This is a genomic window from Tundrisphaera macrotermitis (genome assembly GCF_051175315.1).
In the GTDB taxonomy this organism is placed as follows: Bacteria; Planctomycetota; Planctomycetia; order Isosphaerales; family Isosphaeraceae; genus Tundrisphaera.
The window spans coordinates 5,272,590-5,290,404 of the sequence record NZ_CP195100.1 but is presented as its reverse complement, the minus strand read 5'-3'; the positions used below and the strand labels follow the sequence as shown (position 1 = coordinate 5,290,404).

General features: G+C 69.6%; 16 protein-coding genes and 1 tRNA gene. 8 read left to right on the top strand and 9 right to left on the bottom strand.

The window, feature by feature from the left end; translation table 11 throughout:
- Positions 1-60: 60 nt before the first annotated feature.
- Entirely contained in the window at positions 61-741 is a 681-nt protein-coding gene (locus TA3x_RS21530; protein ID WP_435016731.1) for an LON peptidase substrate-binding domain-containing protein, read from the bottom strand.
- A 208-nt stretch (positions 742-949) separates the two neighbouring features.
- Between TA3x_RS21530 and nth the strand changes: the two genes are divergently transcribed.
- From nth to clpX, 5 genes are all read left to right on the top strand, one after another.
- Complete coding sequence (nth, locus tag TA3x_RS21525) at positions 950-1,636, top strand: endonuclease III (protein WP_435016730.1); 687 nt, start codon at positions 950-952, stop codon at positions 1,634-1,636.
- Between the two features lie 58 nt (positions 1,637-1,694).
- Positions 1,695-2,603: a methylenetetrahydrofolate reductase [NAD(P)H] gene (metF, locus tag TA3x_RS21520; RefSeq protein ID WP_435016729.1), complete on the top strand. Its 909-nt coding sequence runs from the start codon at positions 1,695-1,697 to the stop codon at positions 2,601-2,603.
- Positions 2,600-3,745, top strand: a complete 1,146-nt coding sequence (queG, locus tag TA3x_RS21515) for a tRNA epoxyqueuosine(34) reductase QueG (protein WP_435016728.1) — start codon at positions 2,600-2,602, stop codon at positions 3,743-3,745. The genes metF and queG overlap by 4 nt, the downstream gene beginning before the upstream one ends.
- A gap of 94 nt (positions 3,746-3,839) precedes the next feature.
- Entirely contained in the window at positions 3,840-4,817 is a 978-nt protein-coding gene (locus tag TA3x_RS21510; protein WP_435016727.1) for a DMT family transporter, read from the top strand.
- Positions 4,818-4,931: 114 nt separating this feature from the next.
- On the top strand, positions 4,932-6,224 hold the full coding sequence (clpX, locus tag TA3x_RS21505) for an ATP-dependent Clp protease ATP-binding subunit ClpX (RefSeq protein ID WP_435016726.1): 1,293 nt from the start codon (positions 4,932-4,934) through the stop codon (positions 6,222-6,224).
- A gap of 85 nt (positions 6,225-6,309) precedes the next feature.
- On the opposite strand, the gene TA3x_RS21500 is transcribed toward clpX, so the two are convergent.
- From TA3x_RS21500 to TA3x_RS21480, 5 genes are all read right to left on the bottom strand, one after another.
- The gene (locus tag TA3x_RS21500) at positions 6,310-7,419 is read right to left on the bottom strand and encodes a redoxin family protein (protein WP_435016725.1); all 1,110 of its coding nucleotides are present in this window, start codon (positions 7,417-7,419) and stop codon (positions 6,310-6,312) included.
- Positions 7,420-7,576: 157 nt separating this feature from the next.
- The gene (locus TA3x_RS21495; protein ID WP_435016724.1) at positions 7,577-8,782 is read right to left on the bottom strand and encodes a glycosyltransferase; all 1,206 of its coding nucleotides are present in this window, start codon (positions 8,780-8,782) and stop codon (positions 7,577-7,579) included.
- Between the two features lie 148 nt (positions 8,783-8,930).
- The gene (locus TA3x_RS21490; protein WP_435016723.1) at positions 8,931-9,509 is read right to left on the bottom strand and encodes an FKBP-type peptidyl-prolyl cis-trans isomerase; all 579 of its coding nucleotides are present in this window, start codon (positions 9,507-9,509) and stop codon (positions 8,931-8,933) included.
- Between the two features lie 138 nt (positions 9,510-9,647).
- Entirely contained in the window at positions 9,648-10,379 is a 732-nt protein-coding gene (gene surE, locus TA3x_RS21485) for a 5'/3'-nucleotidase SurE (RefSeq protein ID WP_435016722.1), read from the bottom strand.
- On the bottom strand, positions 10,363-11,001 hold the full coding sequence (locus TA3x_RS21480; protein WP_435016721.1) for a DUF1990 family protein: 639 nt from the start codon (positions 10,999-11,001) through the stop codon (positions 10,363-10,365). Before TA3x_RS21480 ends, surE begins: the two co-directional genes overlap by 17 nt.
- 104 nt (positions 11,002-11,105) lie before the next feature.
- Here TA3x_RS21480 and TA3x_RS21475 point away from each other — a divergent pair, with 104 nt between their 5' ends.
- Complete coding sequence (locus TA3x_RS21475; protein WP_435016720.1) at positions 11,106-12,026, top strand: NAD(P)H-binding protein; 921 nt, start codon at positions 11,106-11,108, stop codon at positions 12,024-12,026.
- Between the two features lie 27 nt (positions 12,027-12,053).
- Here TA3x_RS21475 and TA3x_RS21470 read toward each other — a convergent pair whose 3' ends face one another.
- From TA3x_RS21470 to TA3x_RS21460, 3 genes are all read right to left on the bottom strand, one after another.
- Positions 12,054-14,276, bottom strand: a complete 2,223-nt coding sequence (locus TA3x_RS21470) for a PEP-CTERM sorting domain-containing protein (RefSeq protein WP_435016719.1) — start codon at positions 14,274-14,276, stop codon at positions 12,054-12,056.
- 571 nt (positions 14,277-14,847) lie between these two features.
- Positions 14,848-14,920, bottom strand: a tRNA-Asn gene (locus TA3x_RS21465).
- 106 nt (positions 14,921-15,026) lie between these two features.
- Positions 15,027-15,191 (bottom strand): toxin-antitoxin system HicB family antitoxin, encoded by a 165-nt coding sequence (locus TA3x_RS21460; protein WP_435016718.1) that lies wholly within the window; start codon positions 15,189-15,191, stop codon positions 15,027-15,029.
- Positions 15,192-15,499: 308 nt separating this feature from the next.
- Between TA3x_RS21460 and TA3x_RS21455 the strand changes: the two genes are divergently transcribed.
- Both TA3x_RS21455 and TA3x_RS21450 read left to right on the top strand, forming a co-directional pair.
- A complete protein-coding gene (locus TA3x_RS21455) occupies positions 15,500-16,072 on the top strand; it encodes a GbsR/MarR family transcriptional regulator (protein ID WP_435016717.1) in 573 nt (190 codons plus the stop codon).
- Between the two features lie 493 nt (positions 16,073-16,565).
- Complete coding sequence (locus tag TA3x_RS21450; protein ID WP_435016716.1) at positions 16,566-17,717, top strand: citrate/2-methylcitrate synthase; 1,152 nt, start codon at positions 16,566-16,568, stop codon at positions 17,715-17,717.
- Positions 17,718-17,815 lie beyond the last annotated feature (98 nt).

The window sequence follows — 17,815 nt, the reverse complement described above, 5'->3', positions numbered from 1 at the left end:
CGGGAAGAGGAATGGTAGATCGACCGGCCCCGAAGATCAAGCCGGCCCCCGGCGACCGACTCAGTTCCGGCTGAACGGCGGGGGGAACGGCGCGGGCCGATCGCCCGGGTCCCCCTGGCGCTGCCGCCATTCTTCGAGGTGCCCGACCAGCTCCGCGGCGCGGGCCGCCACCAGGGGCTCCTCCAGGAGCGACTGCTTGATCGTCGGGGACAGGCCGATCGCCTGGGCGATGATGTCGGTCAGGATCCCCAGGGACAGGTTGGCGTCGAACAGCTTGTTCAGGTCCGGGTCGATCCGGTCGCCGAGCATCCGGCGGAACAGCCCGATCAGCTCGATCCGCCGCGACAGGTCGGCCTCCTCCGGCTCGACATCCTCGACGATCTCGACCTCGGCGGAGCGGTACAGCTTCTCGGAAGGGATCTCGCGCCCCAGGCGGACCCGCTTGCGGCCGAGCAGGAGGAAGCGAAACCGGCCGTCGGGCAATCGTTCGTGCTTGACGATGCGTCCCAGGCATCCGTATTCTTCGAGGGCGGGCCGGTCGGGCGAGGCCCATTCTTCGGGCGGGCGCAGCTGGACGATCGTGATCAGGCCGTCGGAAGCCAGGGCGTCCTCGGTCATCTGCCGATAGCGCGGCTCGAAGATGTGCAGCGGCAGGACGGCATGCGGGAACAGGACGACCCCCGGGAGCGGGAAGAGCCGGCACACATTGTCGAAATTCTTCAGGTCGTAATCGTCGTCCATGGGCATCCCACCGAAGAAAAGCGACCGGCCGGGGCTGGCCGGGCCCGGGGACGATGCGTGATAGCGACGATCCTGGGCAGGGGACCGGCCCTGAGACGACATTGTAGTTCGGCGGGCCTATGCGACAAGGGCGATCCAGGTTGACTGTCCACGCCGTCCTGGTACCATCGTCGTGGTGGACTGATACCTCCTACCCGGACGGGCCTCCATGAGCCGACGGCCTCGTTCCACGCCCCGATCGCTCAAGCTCAAGGCCGCCGAGTTCACCCGGGCCCTCATCGAGACCTATCCCACCGTCCGTTGTGCCCTCGACCATCGCAATGCCTTCGAACTCCTGGTCGCGACGGTGCTGTCGGCCCAATGCACGGACGAGCGGGTGAATCGCGTCACGCCCGCCCTGTTCGCCCGTTACCCCGGGGCGGTGGACCTGGCCGTCGCCGAGGTCGAGGACGTCGAGGCCCTGATCCACTCGACCGGGTTCTTCCGGGCCAAGGCCAAGAACCTCGTCGCCCTGTCGCAAAAGCTGGTCGAATACCACGGGGGCCAGGTCCCCGCCGACCTGGACGCCCTGACCTGCCTGCCAGGGGTGGGCCGCAAGACCGCCCACGTCGTGCTGGGCAACGCCTTCGCCATCCCCTCCGGTGTCGTGGTCGACACGCACGTCAAGCGGCTGGCATTCCGGTTCGGGTTGACGAAGAAGACCGAGCCGACGGTGATCGAGCACGAGCTGGCCGCCCTGCTGCCCCAGGACCAGTGGATCGACTTCAGCCACCGCCTGATCGCCCACGGGCGGTCGACCTGCCTCGCCCTCCGGCCCCGCTGCGACGCCTGCCCGCTCCTGGCCCTCTGCCCCCGCGTCGGGGTCAAGGCCCCGGCGCCGGGCCGGACCGCCTGAGACACATTCGGATCGCCACAAAGCCGCCCGACTCCGCCGCCCGATGGGATTTTCAACGATGCACATCCTCGACATCTTCCAGGAACATCCCACGACCTTCAGCTTCGAATTCTTCCCCCCGCGCACCGACGAGGCGTCCGAGGAGCTGTTCGCCAACATCGCCGAACTCCAGCGGCTCCACCCCTCGTTCGTCTCGGTCACCTACGGGGCCGGCGGCTCGACCCGGGAGCGGACCCACGACCTGATCGTCCGGATCCAGCGCGAGACCGACCTGACCGCCGTCTCCCACCTCACCTGCGTCTGCCACACCACCGACGAGCTTTCGGCGATCCTGGCCCGCTACGCCGCCTCGGGGATCGAGAACATCCTGGCCCTGAAGGGCGACCCGCCCAAGAGCCTGACCAACTACGACCCCGACAAGGATGCGTTCTGCAACGCCGACGGGCTGGTCCGGTTCATCAAGGATCACCCCAGCCCGCCCCAACCTCGCGGGTTCGGCATCGGCGTGGCCGGGTTCCCCGAAGGACATCCGGGCATGCCCAACCGGCTCAAGGAGATCGAGTACCTCCGCCGCAAGGTCGACGCCGGGGCCGACTACATCGTGACCCAGTTGTTCTTCGACAACCGGGACTTCTACGACTTCCGCGAGCGCTGCGAATTGGCCGGCATCACCGTGCCGATCCTCGCCGGGATCATGCCGGTGGTGTCCAAGGGCGGGATGATCCGGATGGCCGAACTCGCCCTCGGGGCCAAGTTCCCGGCCGCCCTGCTGCGGGCCGTCGGCCGGTGCGATGACGACGAAGGCGTGTCCCGGGTGGGCATCCACTGGGCGACCGAGCAGTGCCGCGACCTGCTCGACAACAACGTCCGGGGCATCCATTTCTACACCCTCAACAAGTCGGGGGCGACCCGGAGGATCTACGAGAACCTGGGCGTCAAGGACTCGCTCGCCCTCCGCGTCCGATGACCGCGGACGCCGGCCTCGCCGACCGCCTCAAGGCCGAGGCTCGTCGGGCCGGATTCGATCTTGTCGGGATCGCCCCGGCCGTCGCCCCGCCCGGCCACGGCCGGTATCTCGACTGGCTCGAACGGGGCCACGCGGCGGGGATGGGCTACCTGGAACGCCACGCCGCGCCCAAGGTGCATCCCCGCCACGTCCTGGAAGGGGTGCGATCGGTCGTGATGGTCGGGCTCATCTACGGCCACCCCGCGCCGGGCCCGACCGGCCCGACCGGCGGCAAGGTCGCCCGCTATGCCCGGGGCGGGGACTATCACGAGATCCTCTGGCGGAAGCTCGGCGAGTTGCTCGACTGGCTCCGGGCCGAGTCGCCCGGGGTCGTCGGCCGTGCCGTGGCCGACACGGCCCCGCTGCTGGAGCGGGACTTCGCCCAGATGGCCGGGCTGGGCTGGATCGGCAAGAACACCTGCCTGATCGACCGTCGGGCCGGGAGCTTCACCGTTCTCGGGGCGCTTCTGGTCGACCTCCCACTCCGCTACGACGAGCCCCTGGCCGCCAACCATTGCGGGACCTGCACCCGCTGCCTCGACGCCTGCCCGACCGACGCGCTGGTCGCGCCCTACCAGCTCGACGCCCGCCGCTGCATCAGCTACTGGACGATCGAGCACAAGGGGCCGATCCCTGACGAGGCGGCCGGATCCCTGGGGGACTGGGCGTTCGGCTGCGACATCTGCCAGGACGTCTGCCCCTGGAACCGCAAGGCCCCGCCCGGCCGGGAACCGGGCCTGGACGCCCGGCCGGAGTGGGAGGATCCCGACCTCATCGACTGGCTCGACGCCGAACCTGCGGCGTTCGCCCGGTCTCTGAAAGGGACGGCGCTGGCCCGCACCAAGCGATCGGGGATGGTCCGCAATGCGGCCCTGGTCCTGGGCGGGAAGCGGTTGCCCGCGGCGGTCCCGTCGCTGATCGCCCGGCTCGGCGACGCCGACCCGGTGGTTCGCGGGGCCTCGGCCTGGGCCCTGGGTCGGATCGGCGACGCGTCCGCCGCGCCGGCGCTGCTGCTGGCCGCGGGCGACCCCGACCCGGCCGCGCGGACCTCGATCCTGGCGGCATTGGAAGCGTTGGGGATCGCCTCCGGGGGGGCTCCGTGATAGAATGACGCATCCGCCCGTCGACCCGCCTTCGAGACCCTTCGATGCCCCCCTCGCCCGGCCTCGTCCCACCCCTCTCACCGCAGAGATCGCGATGAATGACCCCGCTCCCCGACCCGGGCGGATCGATCATGCCTCGGCCTGGATGCTGTTCGGCGCCATCTCGTTCGCGACCATGGGGGCGTTCGTCCACGCCCTGGGCGACCGGTGCGACTGGCTCCTGGTCGCGGCCGTGCGGGCCCTGATCATGCTGGCGACGGCCCTGGTCCTGGCCCGGGCCTCGGGGACGAAGCTGGCGATCTGGCGGCCGAGGTCGCTCTGGATCCGGAGCCTGGCCGGGAGCTTCAGCCTGGTCTGCAACTTCTACGCGCTGGCGCACCTGCCGGTCGCCGATGCGATCACCCTGTTCAACGTCCACCCGCTCTGGATCGTCCTGCTCCCCTCGTTCGTGAAGCGGCGCCTGCCCACACCGGCCGAGTCGATCGGCGTGACGTGCGGGCTGGCCGGGGTCTTCCTGATCCAGCGGCCCGAGCTGGGCGGCGACCGCCTGGCGGTGATGGTCTCCCTGCTGAGCTCCCTCTCCACGGCCACAGCCATGCTGGGGCTGAACCGCCTGAAGGGGGTGGACGCCCGCGCGGTGGTGGTCCACTTCGCCGGGGTGGCCAGCCTGTTCTCGATCGCCTGGATGGCCCTGCGTTGGCGGTCGGTCTCGCTGGCGGGGTTGTACGACCCCGCCACGCTGGCCCTCCTGCTGGGGGCGGGGGCGTCGGGCACCCTGGCGCAGGTCTCCCTGACCAAGGCGTATGCCTCGGGCTCCCCGGCCAAGGTGGCCGTGGTCGGCCTGTCCCAGGTGGTCTTCGGGATGGGATTCGACGTCGTGCTCTGGCACCGGGCCCTGACCCCGACGACCCTGGCCGGGTTCGCCCTGGTCATGGCCCCGGCGACCTGGCTGTCGGCGCGATCGGCCCCGAGGTGGCGGCCCCGCCCGGCACCCGCGCCGGCCGACGTCCCGCCCGCGATGGCCCGGCCGGCCTCCCTGCCGCTCGAATCGGCGGCGGCGCAGCCGGGCTGATCCGTCCGCATTGTGCGACGGGACGGACTTCTCTATGTTAAAGTAGAGGGACTCGCGACGCCCCCGACGGCGCCCGCGCCCCGCATCCGTTCCGTGCCGAGGGGAGAGATCGACTTGACGGCGAGAAATGAAGGCGACCCGAACGGCGGGCCGAATGCCACCCACTGCGACTTCTGCGGACGGACCACCGCCGAGGCGGGCCCCATGGTCGCCGGCAACGCGCTGGTCCAGCGCAGCCTGCGCAACCACGACGCCCACGTCTGCTCCGACTGCGTCGAGGCCTGCGAGGGGCTGTTCCGCCGCCGCGACCGCAAGCAGACCCCGGTCGAGAAGCTGCCGACCCCGAGGCAACTGGTCGCCCACCTGGACGACTACATCATCGGCCAGGATCAGACCAAGCGGACGCTCGCCGTCTCCGTCATCAACCACTACAAGCGCGTCTGGGCCCCTTCCAAGCCGATCACCGACCCGGCCCTCAAGGATGTCGAGGTCTCCAAGAGCAACGTCCTGCTGATCGGCCCGACCGGCTGCGGCAAGACGGCCCTGGCCCAGACGCTGGCGAAGCGGCTCAACGTCCCGTTCGCCATCGGCGACGCGACCACGTTGACCGAGGCCGGCTACGTCGGCGAGGACGTCGAGAACCTGATCCTCAAGCTGGTCCGCGAGGCCGACTTCGACGTCTCGCTGGCCGAGCGCGGGATCATCTACATCGACGAAATCGACAAGATCGGCAAGACCAGCCAGAACGTGTCGATCACCCGCGACGTTTCGGGCGAAGGCGTCCAGCAGGCCCTCCTCAAGCTCCTGGAAGGGACCGTGGCCAACGTGCCGCCCCAGGGGGGCCGCAAGCACCCCGAGCAGGAATACCTCCAGGTGGACACCAGCCAGATCCTGTTCATCTGCGGCGGCACGTTCGTCGGGCTGGAGGAGATCATCGGCAAGCGGCTGGGCCGCAAGCTGATCGGCTTCGGCCAGGGGGCCAGCTCCCCCGACAAGGAGCTGGAGCGGAACGAGATCATGGCCCACGTGACCCCCGAGGACCTGGAGCGCTACGGCATGATCCCCGAGCTGGTGGGGCGGCTCCCCGTCATCACCACGCTCGACCAGCTCTCCGTCGAGGACCTGGCCAAGATCCTCACCGAGCCCAAGGACGCGCTGCTCAAGCAGTACCGGGTCCTGTTCCACCACGACGACGCGACGCTCGAATTCACGCCCGAGGCGGTCCGCGAGATCGCGTCCCTGGCCAAGGCCCGGGGCACCGGGGCGCGGGCCCTGCGGTCGGTCATGGAGAAGCTGATGCTGGAGATCATGTACGAGCTGCCCGACCGCGTCGCCGGCCAGCACTACACGATCACCGACAAGATCGTCCGCGGCGAGGAGTCGCTGTTCAACCAGGCCGCCGCCTGACGCTGACTGGATCGATCGTCCAACGCGAAGGGCTTCGCGGGCCGAATCGGCCCGCGAAGCCCTGTTCATTCGCCGTTGGCCTGGATCACTGGCTGGCGACCTTGGCCTTGGAGAGGTACTCGGGGATCATCTCTTCGAGCTTGCCGCGAGCCTGGACGGAGGCCAGATTGCCCTCGGCATCGACGAGGAAGACGCAGGGGATCGCATTGATGCCCCAGCCCATCGAGAACTCGCTCTCCCAGTAATTACCCTGATAATACTGGGGCCACTGGATGTCGTTCTTCTCGACGTATTCCTTGAGCTTGTCCAGGCCGCCGTCTTCCTTGGCCTGGTCGAGGCTGACGCCGATGAACTCGACGCCCTTGTCCTTGTACTCGGCGTAGAGCTTCTTCATCTTCGGCATCTCGGCGATGCAAGGGCCGCACCACGTCGCCCAGAAGTCGATCACGACGACCTTGCCCTTCAGGCCCTCGATGGACACCGGCGAGCCCTTGATGGCATCGGTGAATTCGAGCTTGAACGGCTTGCCGATCCCCTCGATCTGGCGGCGAGCCCCTTCGATCCGCTTCACCGTCGGGCTATCGGGGTAATCCCGAACGATCCGGTCGAACAGCTCCTTCTTCCGATCCGTATCCTGGGTCGCATTGGCGATCTGATACAGCAGCGTCGCGGCGCGGGGGTCCTTGGGGACTGCCTTCTGAAATTCCTCGACGATGGCCATCATCGCATCGGGGCCCGCGTCGCGACCGGCTTCCATGAGGGCGCGGGAGGCCCGGAAATAGGCCGCCTCGGCGACGAGGGTCTCGTTCTTGTTGTCGGCGATGATCTTCTGGACCTGGGCACCCAGTTCGTCGGCCTCGCCCTTATTCTTGGTGGGATTGGCGGTCATCAGCTTCTCACGCCAATGGTCCTTCATCAGCTTGACCAGCCGAGCATCCTCAGGCTTGATCTTGTAGAGTTCCTCGATCAGGACCGCCCGCTTCGCGGCGACCTCCTTACGCAGGCCGATGTACTTCTCGATGGCCGCCCGGTCGTTCATCTTCGCGCGGTCGAATTCGGGGAACTTGATCGCGTCGAGTTCCGCGACGACCTGATCGGCGGTCCGATCTTCGGCCCGGGCCGCGTCGGCGGCGGGCCAGGCCAGCCCGCCGCACACCAAGGCCACCATCCCGAGTCGCGGCAAGATCCTACCCATGTTGTCACCTCTGGAGGATGTGGAACGGCCACGACCGAGGGAAGTCGGTCGACGGTCAGGCCCGGGATTCGCCCCGGACCTGCACCCGACACGATAAGGCATCCACACGCATGCGACAAGGGTCCGACCGCGCGACGCCCGCGAGCAACCGCCGCGTTCAGCGGGGGATGTGGGGCGCGGGGATGGCGCCGTGGCCCCGGCCCTTCTCGGCCAGCACGTCGGCGAGGTGGCCGAGCAGCCGGCGGCGGAAGACCGGCAATGCATACCCCTCGGCCCGGCTCCGGGCCCGGGCGGGGTCGTGGGGGCATCCCTCCGCCTCCCACGCGGCGATCGCGGCGAGCAATCCACCCGCGGTCGGTTCGGGATAGAGTCGGCCGGCGGCCGGGTCGATGGTCTCGGCCGCCCCGCCGGCGTCCAGGGCGATGACCGGGGCCCCGCAGGCCATCGCCTCGACCGGGACGATGCCGAAGTCTTCCTCGCCCGGGAACAGCAGGGCGCGGCAGCGGCGATAGTGGTCGCGGATCACCTCGTCGGGCTGCCAGCCCAGGAACCGGACGGTCGGCCCGGCGTCCTTCTCCAGCCGGGCCCGCTCGGGGCCGGACCCGATCACGACCAACTCGCGGCCCGTCGCGGTGCATGCCGCCACGGCCTGCTCGACCTTCTTGTACGGCACAAGCGCCGACACGACGAGGTAGAACGGCTCGCGGGGCAGGGGGGCGGGCGTGTAGAAGTCGGCGTCGACGGGGGGCGGGATCACCCGCGAGTCGCGGCCGTAGCAGCGGTCGATCCTCCCCCGGATCGTCTCGGAGATCGCCACGAAGTACGACACCCGCTCCGACGTGGCGCGGTCCCAGGAGCGGAGGCCGTCGAGCAGCGACCCCGCCAGGGCTCGGCGAATCGGGCGATCGGCCCAGGACTCGAGGTAGGCGTCGCGGCCGTCCCAGGCGTACCGCATCGGCGTGAAGCAGTAGCAGACGTGCGGCACCCCCGCCGGGGGCCGGACCGCCTTGGCGACGCAGTGGCTCAGGCTGACCACCAGGTCGACCTCGCGCGGCCGCCACGACCGCGCGGCCATCGGCATGATCGGCAGGAGCTTGCGGTAGTGGTCGTGGACTCGCGGCAGTCGCTGGAGCGGCGACGTGCGGATGTCCATCGCCTCGATGCTCGGGCTGAGCGCACCCCGGCGGTGGATCAGCGTATGCAGAGTGGCGTCGGGGAAGGCCTGGCAAAGGACTTCCAGGCACTTCTCGCCGCCGCGCATCCCGGTCAGCCAGTCGTGGACCAGGGCCACCCGGAGCCCGGCCAGCGGATTCGCCGCCACGCGGCGTATCGACGCGACTTCACCCCGGATGCTGGCATCCATGCCGGCCCCCTTTGGCTTCATGCCCCGGCCGGGGGAACCTTCCCCCGGATCATCAAGGCGGGAGGCTACCCGTAATGGCCCGGGCCGACAAGGCGGGTCGCGGGGCGACTCAGGACGAGGCGGATCGCCCCGCCGCCCCGCACCCCGGTCAGTCGAGGATCCGCATCAGCTCGACGTCGAAGATCAGGGTGGCATTGCCCGGGATCTTCGGGGGCGAACCGGCCGGGCCATAGCCCAGGTTGCCGGGGATCGTCAGCTTGCGCTGTTCCCCGACCTTCATGCCGGGGACGCCCTCATCCCAGCCCTTGATGACCTCGCCATTCCCGATCCGGACCTCGAACGGCGTGCCCCGATCGCGCGAGCTGTCGAACTTGGTGCCGTCTTCGAGGGTGCCGGTGTAGTGCATCTGGACCCGTTGCCCGGTCTGGGCCTGGGGACCATCGCCTTCCTTGAGGGTCTCATAAACCAGTCCCGACGGGGTCGTCCGGGGCTGGCCGATCGGCGTCGGGGGGGAGGTGGCCTCTCCTCCGGACGCGACCTTGTTCTGGTTGGTGGCGGCCACCCCCTGCTCGCCGAGCGCCTGGGCCCCCTCGCCGGCCGGGATGTTGGGCATCCGCGACGGCTCCATCCCCGGCGGGTAGACCGGGACGACGCCCGTCGGCTCCTGGCATCCGGCGACCATCAATCCGGCCGCGGCGAGTAAGGCCCCCATCATCGACGTCTTCAACGATCACCCCCGGCGCCGGGCCCGGCGCTTGCATTTCCGATCGATCCCTGGAACTTGACCGCGAGCCCATGGCGGGCCCGTATCCTCCCATTATGGCCTGGCCGGGCGCTGGGAGGCCAGACCGGGACCCCGAGTCCTTCAGGCTTCGGGGCCGACCGAGGTCATGACGTGGACCCGGGACACGCTGATCTGCCCGCCGAAGCAGACGGCGACGTCGGCCCCCGGCCGGCGGCTCCGCCCCTGGTAGTCCCCGCAGTAGACCAGCCCCTCGGCCCCGTCGCGGAAGGCCAGGGGCAGGGGGGCCGGGTCGACCTCGCAGAAGACCAGCGAGGGCTCCGGGTCGCCCGGTTCGAGGTGGGGGAGGTTGACGTTCCAGAACGTCCCGGGCAGGGCGGGCCGGGCCATCAGCTCGCGGAACGCGGCCCGGCACCAGCGGGCCGCGCGATCCCAGTCGACGGCCCGATTCTTCTTGAGGTAGTGCGAGACGGCGATCCCGCCGATCCCGTGGATCGTCGCCTCGCGGACCGCCGCCACCGTGCCGGAGTGGTGGATGTCGGTCCCGAGGTTCCCCCCGGCGTTGATCCCGGACAAAACCCAGTCAATCCGAGTCCCGCCGCGATGCAAGGCCATCCTCACGCAGTCGGCCGGCGTCCCGCCCACGGCGGTCCGGCTCGCCCCCCGATCATCGACCGCGATCGGGGCATGCGTGGTGACGACGTGGCCGCACCCGGACTGGGGGCCCGACGGGGCGAAGACCAGGCAGCGGCCCAATCCCGAGGCCGCCTTTTCCAGGGCGGCCAGCCCGGGGGCATCGATCCCGTCATCGTTGGTCAGGATCAGGGTCGGCTCGGAGTCAGTCACGGCGATCATCCTTCGCATCTTCCGGGGCAGCGGTCGCCGGCCGGCCCGTGCCGTCGGCGCCCGAGGCGATGGCCTTCATCACGGCGGACGACTCCCGGCCGAACTGCTTCTGCGACCACCTCAAGTAAGGATACCCGATCCGCATGATCCACAGCTGGGGGCGCGAGAAGGCCAGGATGTCGTAGTAAACCTCGCCGGTCGCCGTGTCCCACTCGACCTGGAAGCGTTCCTCTCCGGTCCCGGCGTGGTCGGGCAGGGTCCCGTAGGCATAGCCGAACCGACGCACCGGGCCATCGTCGTCGATCACGTAGATGATCCGGCAGGCGTTCGACCACCAGAGCCCGAGCTTCCGGGCGACCACCGCCACCAGGGTGCCGACCTCGATCGGGGCGTCTTCGGGCTCGATGCGGACCCAGCCCAGGCGGAACTGGTCCCAGTGCCGGAGGGCGGACCGGGCCCGGTCGAAGACGGCCTCGCCGTCTCCTAGCTTGATTCTCGTGTGATCCAGAATATAACCCGACGGGGGCACCCCCGCCGTGGCGCCGACCGATGCGTAGGAGAAGCCGAGCTTTCCCTGGGCATCGAGGAAGGTCCGGATCGTTTCGCGGGCCGGGTTGCGGAACGATCTCATCGAAGACTCCCGACGGGGGCCCGGCCGACGCCCCCGATCCTTCGTGCATCCGGCGGGGTTGAACGGATCACCCCGTCCCACCGACATCGACGCGAGCCAAGCCCATGCCCGACCATCCGGAAACGATCCTGATCGCGGGGGGGAGCGGCTATGTGGGGAGCCGCCTGATCCCCCGACTGGCGGGCGGGTCGTCGCAAGTGCGATGCCTGGCCCGCAATCCCGCCGCGATGAAGTCCCGCCCGGAGGGGGTCGAGGTCGTCGCCGGGAACGTCCGGGACCCGGGCTCCCTGGATCGCGCCCTCTCCGGTGTAGGCACGGCGTACTATCTCGTCCATCTCATGTCCGACTCGAAACATTTCGAGGAGGACGATCGGCGAGCCGCCCGCAACTTCGCCGAGGCCGCCCGCCGCGCCGGTGTCCGGCGGATCGTCTACATGGGGGGACTCGGCGACGATCTGGATCCCCGGCTTTCCCCGCACCTCCGGAGTCGGCACGAGGTCGGCCAGATCCTCAGGGAATCCGATGCGGAGGTCATCGAGTTCCGGTCCTCGATGATCATCGGTGCCGGCAGCCTCTCCTACGACATGCTGAAGGACCTGACCGAGCGCCTGCCGGTGATGCTCTGCCCGCGCTGGCTGTCCACCAAGACTCAGCCGATCGCCGTGGAGGACGTGCTCGGCTACCTCGTCGCGGCCCGCGACCGGCCCGCCGGCCGGAGCCGGGTCTACGAGGTGGGCGGCCCCGACGTCGTCACCTTCATGGACCTGATCCGGGAGTACGCCCGCCAGAAATCCCTGCGACGGGTCCTGATCCCGGTGCCATTCCTCACCCCTTGGTATTCCGGGCTCTGGCTGGCGCTGGTGACGCCGAGCCGATTCGCGGTCGGCCGGCATCTCATCGAAGGGCTGATCAATCCGACAATCGTCCGGGACACGGCCGCCCTGGACGATTTCCCGATCCGGCCGAAGGGGGTCGCCGAATCTTTGGAGTTGGCGATCCGCGGCGGCGACGTCAGGCCATCCTGAGGCGTCGCCGCGGCGTTCCGCCGGTCGTCAATTCGCGGCGACACCACGCCCGCGTCGGCGGGCCACGAGGCCCGCGGCCGACCCCAGCACCAGGACCATCCAGGTCGCGGGCTCGGGCACGGTCTCCGCGTAGGAGACGATCAGGTCGATCGCCTTCCTCTCCGCATCGGCCCGGATCGAGTACAGGTAATCGCCGCGACCGCCCGCGACGGACAGCGACTCGTCGCCCAGGCTCCCGTAGTGGAACAAGGTGTAGGTCCCGACGCCGATAGACGCGTCATCCGTGAGGTCGAGCTGGCCCGCCAGATCCAGAAGGCCGCCGACATCGATCGGGCTGGAGGATCCGCCCAGGGCCGCGTGGATCACGGAGTCCGGCAGGAGCATCAGGTTGCCGCCGATCTTCAGCGATTCGAGTCCGTCCCGGGACATCTGGAGTTGTCCCCCAGCCTGGATCGTGACGTCCCCGGCGATCGTCCCGGACCCGCCCAGCAGCGCGTTGGCGAGGACCGTCACGGCGCCCGAGCCGGTGCCGCTCCCCGAGGCGTTGTCGACCAGCAGCGTCCCTTCCGCGACCTTCGTGCCGCCGGAGTAGCCGAAGGCCCCGCCGTTGTTCGCCGAGAGGATCAAGGTGCCGCTCCCGAGCTTCGTCAGGCCGGAGGGTGCCGACTCCGCGATCGATCCGGCGATCGTCTGGACCTGCGACCCGGTGACGGAGACTTCCTGGCGCCCTCCGGCCAGGAAGAGCGAGGAGCCCGCCGCCAGGCCATCGCCGCCGTTCGCGCCGCCGCGACCGGCGGCGAGGCTCCCCTGGTCGATCGAGGAGTCGATCAATCGGAGCGAGGCGCCGTTGTCGGCGCGGACGAAGACGGAGCCCCCGAGGGCGGCCCCACCGCCGCCGCCCTGGGCATTGGCGTAATCCAAACCGGAGGAGGCGTCCGATCCCCCCTTGCCGCCCGCTCCCTGGAATTGGGCGCCGGCCCAGGCGCGACCACCGCCACCGCCGCCGCCGAACCCTCCCGCTCCGCCTACGCCCCCGGTGGCCGCACCCCCGCCCGCGCCGCCGCCACCGCCGAAGCCTCCCGCACCACCATTCGCCCCCTGCGCCGCGCCGCCGCCGGCCCCGCCGCCGCCGCCGAATCCGGCCGCACCGCCATTGCCACCCACGGCGGCGTGGCCACCGCCACCGCCGCCCGCCCCAAATCCGCCCCGCCCGCCATTGGCACCGATGGCCGCAGAGCCGCCACCCCCGCCGCCGGCCCCGCGACCCCCATCCCCGCCACTGCCGCCCTCGGCGGCGTCGCCTCCGCCCCCGCCGCCCCCCCCATTGCCTCCGGCCACGCCGTTGGCCAAGGCGGTCACATATCTCTCCGTGACGGGGTCGTAGGTCACGGTGGCGGGTCCGATGTTGGTCAGGCCGCCCGCGCCGCCCGTGCCGTTCCCCGACCCGGCAACTCCGGACTTCCCATCGCCACCGGGGCCGGTTGGGCCGCCCCCGCCTCCGGCGCCCGCATCCGGCTCCTTCGTCCAGGTCGGCGTGGTCGCCCCGGCACCGCCATTGCCGACGACCCCTCCGCCGCCGCCCCCGGTGGCGGTGTGGGCTTGCCAGATGTTGTCGCTGAATCCGCCGGCGCCCCCCTGGCCGTTGATCCCGCCGCCCCCTCCGCCGCCCGAAGTGGTGGAGTAGTTGTTCGGCGTCGGATTTCCGGATCCGCCATTCCCCCCGAGGCCGCCCCCTCCGCCGCTGACGCCGACCCCGCCGAAGCCGCCCATCGCGGCATTGCCGGCGAATCGCACGCCCGACGCCGTGACGGTGCCGGCATTCACGAACATGGCGCCGCCGAGTCCGCCCCCGCCGCCTCCCCCGGAGACGCCGTCCCCGCCCTTGGCCCGCCCGTCGAGCAGCAGGAGTTGATTGATCGCGACCGACGAGCCCGGGGCGTCGACGAAGAAGATCCGCTGATGTCCCGCGCCGCTGACGGCGTTGCCCACCCCGCCGTTGATCGTCACCCCGCGCGTGATGGAGGGCAGGGCGGACTGGAGGCGGATGGTCCCCAGCCCATCTGCAAGTTGGATCGTCGCCGGGTTGGTCGCGGCGTTGGCCGACTCGATGGCCTTGCGGAGCGTGCCCGGCCCATCATCGGCCACGCTGGTGACGCGATAGGTCTGGGCCTCGGCCGATCCCACAATCGCCAGGAGGGCGACGGGGGCGAGGGTCCGAAGGGAGAATCCATTCCGGGAGAGGGGGGGCATCTTCGCGATTCTCCGGGGGGTGCGACCGCGAGGCGTATGGGTGCATCCAGGCATTGCGGCGTTCTGTAGCAGGACTCGCCCATCTCCACAAGTGGACTTGACCACCGTCGCGTCGCTTCGCCGATTCGCGAATGGGGGCGGCGATCGTCGCCCCATCCCCCACGCTGCCGGGGGCCGGTGGGGACGCGATCTCGGCCCGAGGCGAGGCATCGGCCCAATCACCCCTCACGCATGGCGAGAAGGGCGACGAGCACGACATTGACCACGGATGCCGATGACCTTTCGATCACCCCCGGGTGGCTGGGTCATCCGAAAAGCCGACCCGGGGCCAGAGTCATCGTCCCGGGCGCGATCGATGGTCGGACGCCGGGATCGGCTGGCGTCGAGATCCTGCCCCGGAGGCATGGCCATCGACGGAACGGACCTTGTCGCGAAAGCGACGAACCCTCGTCGTTCACGATCGCCGAAGTCGGGGGCCGCGGGGCGGCCAGGGTCGGATCGTGACCAAAGAAAAAGGCCTGCGGCAAAAGCCGCAGGCCTTTTCAACCGACTGCGTCAGGTCTGACGCAAACTCCCCGACTAGGACTCGAACCTAGAACCTAGCGATTAACAGTCGCTCGCTCTACCGATTGAGCTATCGGGGATTCTTTCGGTGGGCTGAAGATACCCGGCATGGCCGCGAGACTCAAGCCCGATTCTCGAGAAATCTCGAAGGGGCCCGAGGACCCGCCCCGTGCCGGGGCGGCCGGCTCATTCCTTGGCTTCGGGCTTGGCGGAGTGATCGGCGATGGCCTTCTCGAGGATGCCGACGATGAGGGCATTCAGCGAGGCCTTCTCGTCCTTGGCCCAGGTCGCGAGCTGTTCATGGAGCATCGGTGGCATCCGGATCTGGAAGTGGACCACGGTCTCAGGCATCGATCAATCTCCTCTGCAGCATGGGCGAACTCGCGCCGAGGCGGGTCGGATGGGGCTCGCAATACATCCGAGGGGGGGATCGGGAAGGACCCGCGGGGATGACTCCATTGTACTCGAAAAAAACCGTCCTCGGCGGAGAATCCGATCGCCGGCCGTTCGGATGTGCGAATCCGGTTGTCCGCGGCGAGGGATTGGCTTACAACACGAGGGGCGGGCCATTCGAGACCGCCCCATGATCGCCGGAACAACCCCTGCGGGCAAGCACCTCCGGCGTCAAGTTTCCCGCTCACCCCCGGTCGGCGTGGCATATGGAAGACGACGAGACGATCCCGGAACCGGACCCGCCCGCCGCAGCCCCGAGCGGCGGGGGCGAGGCCGACCTGGTGCGCCAGTTCGTCGAGCATTGGGGGGTGATGGCCCGGTCCTGGGGCATCAACGCCTCCATGGGCGAGATGTTCGCGCTGCTCTACATCACCGGCGAGGACTGGACGGCCGAGGACCTGCGGGACCGCCTGCAGGTCTCGCGCGGCAACGTCAGCATGAACCTCCGCGAGCTGATCGCCTGGGGGGTCGTCCACAAGGTCCACCGCCAGGGGGAGCGTCGGGAATACTACCGGGCCGAGGGGGAGGTCTGGACGCTGTTCCGCCGCATCCTCCGCGAGCGGAAGCGGCGCGAGCTGGACCCGACCCTGATCGTGCTCCAGCGATCCATGGCGCTGATCGAGGGCTCGCCGGGCCGCCCGGTGATGGCCGAGCGGGTCGCGGCGTTGCAGGATTTCTTCGCCCTGATCAACTCCCTGGCCCAGCAGCTCCTGACCATCGAGCCCGAGGCCCTGGAGGTGCTCCGGGGCCTGATCGAGCCGGCCAAGCCGCCCGGTTGAGGGGCCCCCGAGAAATTTTTGCCCGCCTCCCTTTCCAATCGGTGTCGGCGGACTAAAACAGGATCGGCGGGTGGAACGACGCCCGCCGCGATCCACGAGCAGACGACCCCGCAGGCCGTCCGCGCAATCTGGGCGGAAGGCGTGGACAACTCACCTTGGAGGTGGGAGCCTGTCGGGGCCGTATTCAACGCGGGGCCGGGATTCGTCGACGACGGGTCCCGGCCCCGTTCGGTTTTCCCGGGCCGACTGCGTCAAATTCGATGATCCCCGCCCGGCCGCCGTGTCTCGGGCGCGGGGATTCTCGGCCAACATCCCGGCCTCATCCTTTGACCATGGGCCTTGTGTCGGTTAGTGTTCAAGGAAACCAAACGGGATCTCAACCGCGGTCGGCGGTCGGGGGCGAAGACGCCCCCGGCGGGCGAGACGAGAGGCTCGATACCGCCGGCCCTGCCTTCGGCCTGGCTTACCTTGTTGGATTGGAGCGGAGTCCGCCATGAGCACTGCGTCGGTCGATCAATATTACCCCGGCCTGGAGGGCGTGATCGCCAACGAGACGGCGATCTCCAACGTCGAGGGCAAGCATGGCGCAGGCGGGCTCGAGTATCGCGGATACACGATCGAGGATCTGGCCGCCAACGCTTCCTACATGGAAGTCGCCCACCTGCTGCTCCACGGCGAATTGCCGACGAAGGCCCAGCTTTCCGAGTTCGACGGGCGGATCAAGAAGGCCGGGGCCCTGCCCGCGCCTCTGGTCTCGCTGCTGGGCCAGATCCCCGGCACCAACCACCCGATGGACGTGCTCCGGACGTCGGTCAGCGTCCTGGCTCACTTCGACCCCGACGTGAACGCCCCGCCCACCGACCACGCCGCCAACGTCCGCAAGGCGGAGCGGATGCTGGCCCAGATGCCCACGGCGGTCGCCGCCCGCGAGCGGATCAGCCGGGGCCTGGAGCCGATCGCCCCCGACCCCAGCCTCGACTTCTCGGCCAACTTCCTCTACATGGTCAACGGCAAGGCCCCGTCGGAGGAGATGCGCAAGGCATTCGACCTCTCGATGGTGCTCTATGCCGAGCACGAGTTGAACGCCTCGACGTTCGCCGGCCGGGTCACCGTCTCCACCCTGTCGGACATCTACTCGGGGATCGTCGCCGCGATCGGCACCCTCAAGGGTTCGCTCCACGGCGGGGCCAACGAGGAGGCCTGGAAAGTCCTGGAGCAGGTCGGCTCCCCGGAGAAGGCCGAGGCCTGGATCCAGGAGGCGCTGGCCAAGAAGACGCGGATCATGGGCTTCGGCCACCGCGTCTACAAGACCGGCGACCCCCGGGCCCGCATCCTCAAGTCCCACTGCGTGAAGCTGGCGGCCGAGGTCGGCGATGACCGCTGGGAGCGGATGGCCGAGCCGATCGAGCGGGCCGTGACCCAGCAGAAGCAGCTCCCCCCCAACGTCGACTGGCCCAGCGCCCGGCTCTACCACTACATGGGCCTGGACATCCACCTCTACACGCCGATCTTCGCCATGGCCCGCGTGGTCGGCTGGTCGGCCCACATCATCGAGCAGCTCGACAACAACCGCCTGATGCGCCCCCGGGCCCGCTACACCGGCCCGCCCACCCGGACCGTCACGGCCCTGGCCGATCGCGTCTGAGCCCCGACGCAACCTCCGAGCATCGCCCGACGAGGCGGCCGCCCATCGCGGCCGCCTCTCTTCATTTCGAAGTTGAGACGGTGCCGCCAAGTCGGGCT

What these genes read in the sequence shown, in the direction of transcription:
- TA3x_RS21495 (WP_435016724.1), bottom strand. Translation starts at nt 8,782, where the DNA reads ATGGATGCCAGCATCCGGGGTGAAGTCGCGTCGATACGCCGCGTGGCG.
- TA3x_RS21455 (WP_435016717.1), top strand. Translation starts at nt 15,500, where the DNA reads ATGGAAGACGACGAGACGATCCCGGAACCGGACCCGCCCGCCGCAGCC.
- TA3x_RS21470 (WP_435016719.1), bottom strand. Translation starts at nt 14,276, where the DNA reads ATGCCCCCCCTCTCCCGGAATGGATTCTCCCTTCGGACCCTCGCCCCC.
- TA3x_RS21530 (WP_435016731.1), bottom strand. Translation starts at nt 741, where the DNA reads ATGGACGACGATTACGACCTGAAGAATTTCGACAATGTGTGCCGGCTC.
- TA3x_RS21500 (WP_435016725.1), bottom strand. Translation starts at nt 7,419, where the DNA reads ATGGGTAGGATCTTGCCGCGACTCGGGATGGTGGCCTTGGTGTGCGGC.
- metF (WP_435016729.1), top strand. Translation starts at nt 1,695, where the DNA reads ATGCACATCCTCGACATCTTCCAGGAACATCCCACGACCTTCAGCTTC.
- TA3x_RS21475 (WP_435016720.1), top strand. Translation starts at nt 11,106, where the DNA reads ATGCCCGACCATCCGGAAACGATCCTGATCGCGGGGGGGAGCGGCTAT.
- TA3x_RS21460 (WP_435016718.1), bottom strand. Translation starts at nt 15,191, where the DNA reads ATGCCTGAGACCGTGGTCCACTTCCAGATCCGGATGCCACCGATGCTC.
- TA3x_RS21510 (WP_435016727.1), top strand. Translation starts at nt 3,840, where the DNA reads ATGAATGACCCCGCTCCCCGACCCGGGCGGATCGATCATGCCTCGGCC.
- surE (WP_435016722.1), bottom strand. Translation starts at nt 10,379, where the DNA reads ATGATCGCCGTGACTGACTCCGAGCCGACCCTGATCCTGACCAACGAT.
- queG (WP_435016728.1), top strand. Translation starts at nt 2,600, where the DNA reads ATGACCGCGGACGCCGGCCTCGCCGACCGCCTCAAGGCCGAGGCTCGT.
- TA3x_RS21480 (WP_435016721.1), bottom strand. Translation starts at nt 11,001, where the DNA reads ATGAGATCGTTCCGCAACCCGGCCCGCGAAACGATCCGGACCTTCCTC.
- nth (WP_435016730.1), top strand. Translation starts at nt 950, where the DNA reads ATGAGCCGACGGCCTCGTTCCACGCCCCGATCGCTCAAGCTCAAGGCC.
- TA3x_RS21450 (WP_435016716.1), top strand. Translation starts at nt 16,566, where the DNA reads ATGAGCACTGCGTCGGTCGATCAATATTACCCCGGCCTGGAGGGCGTG.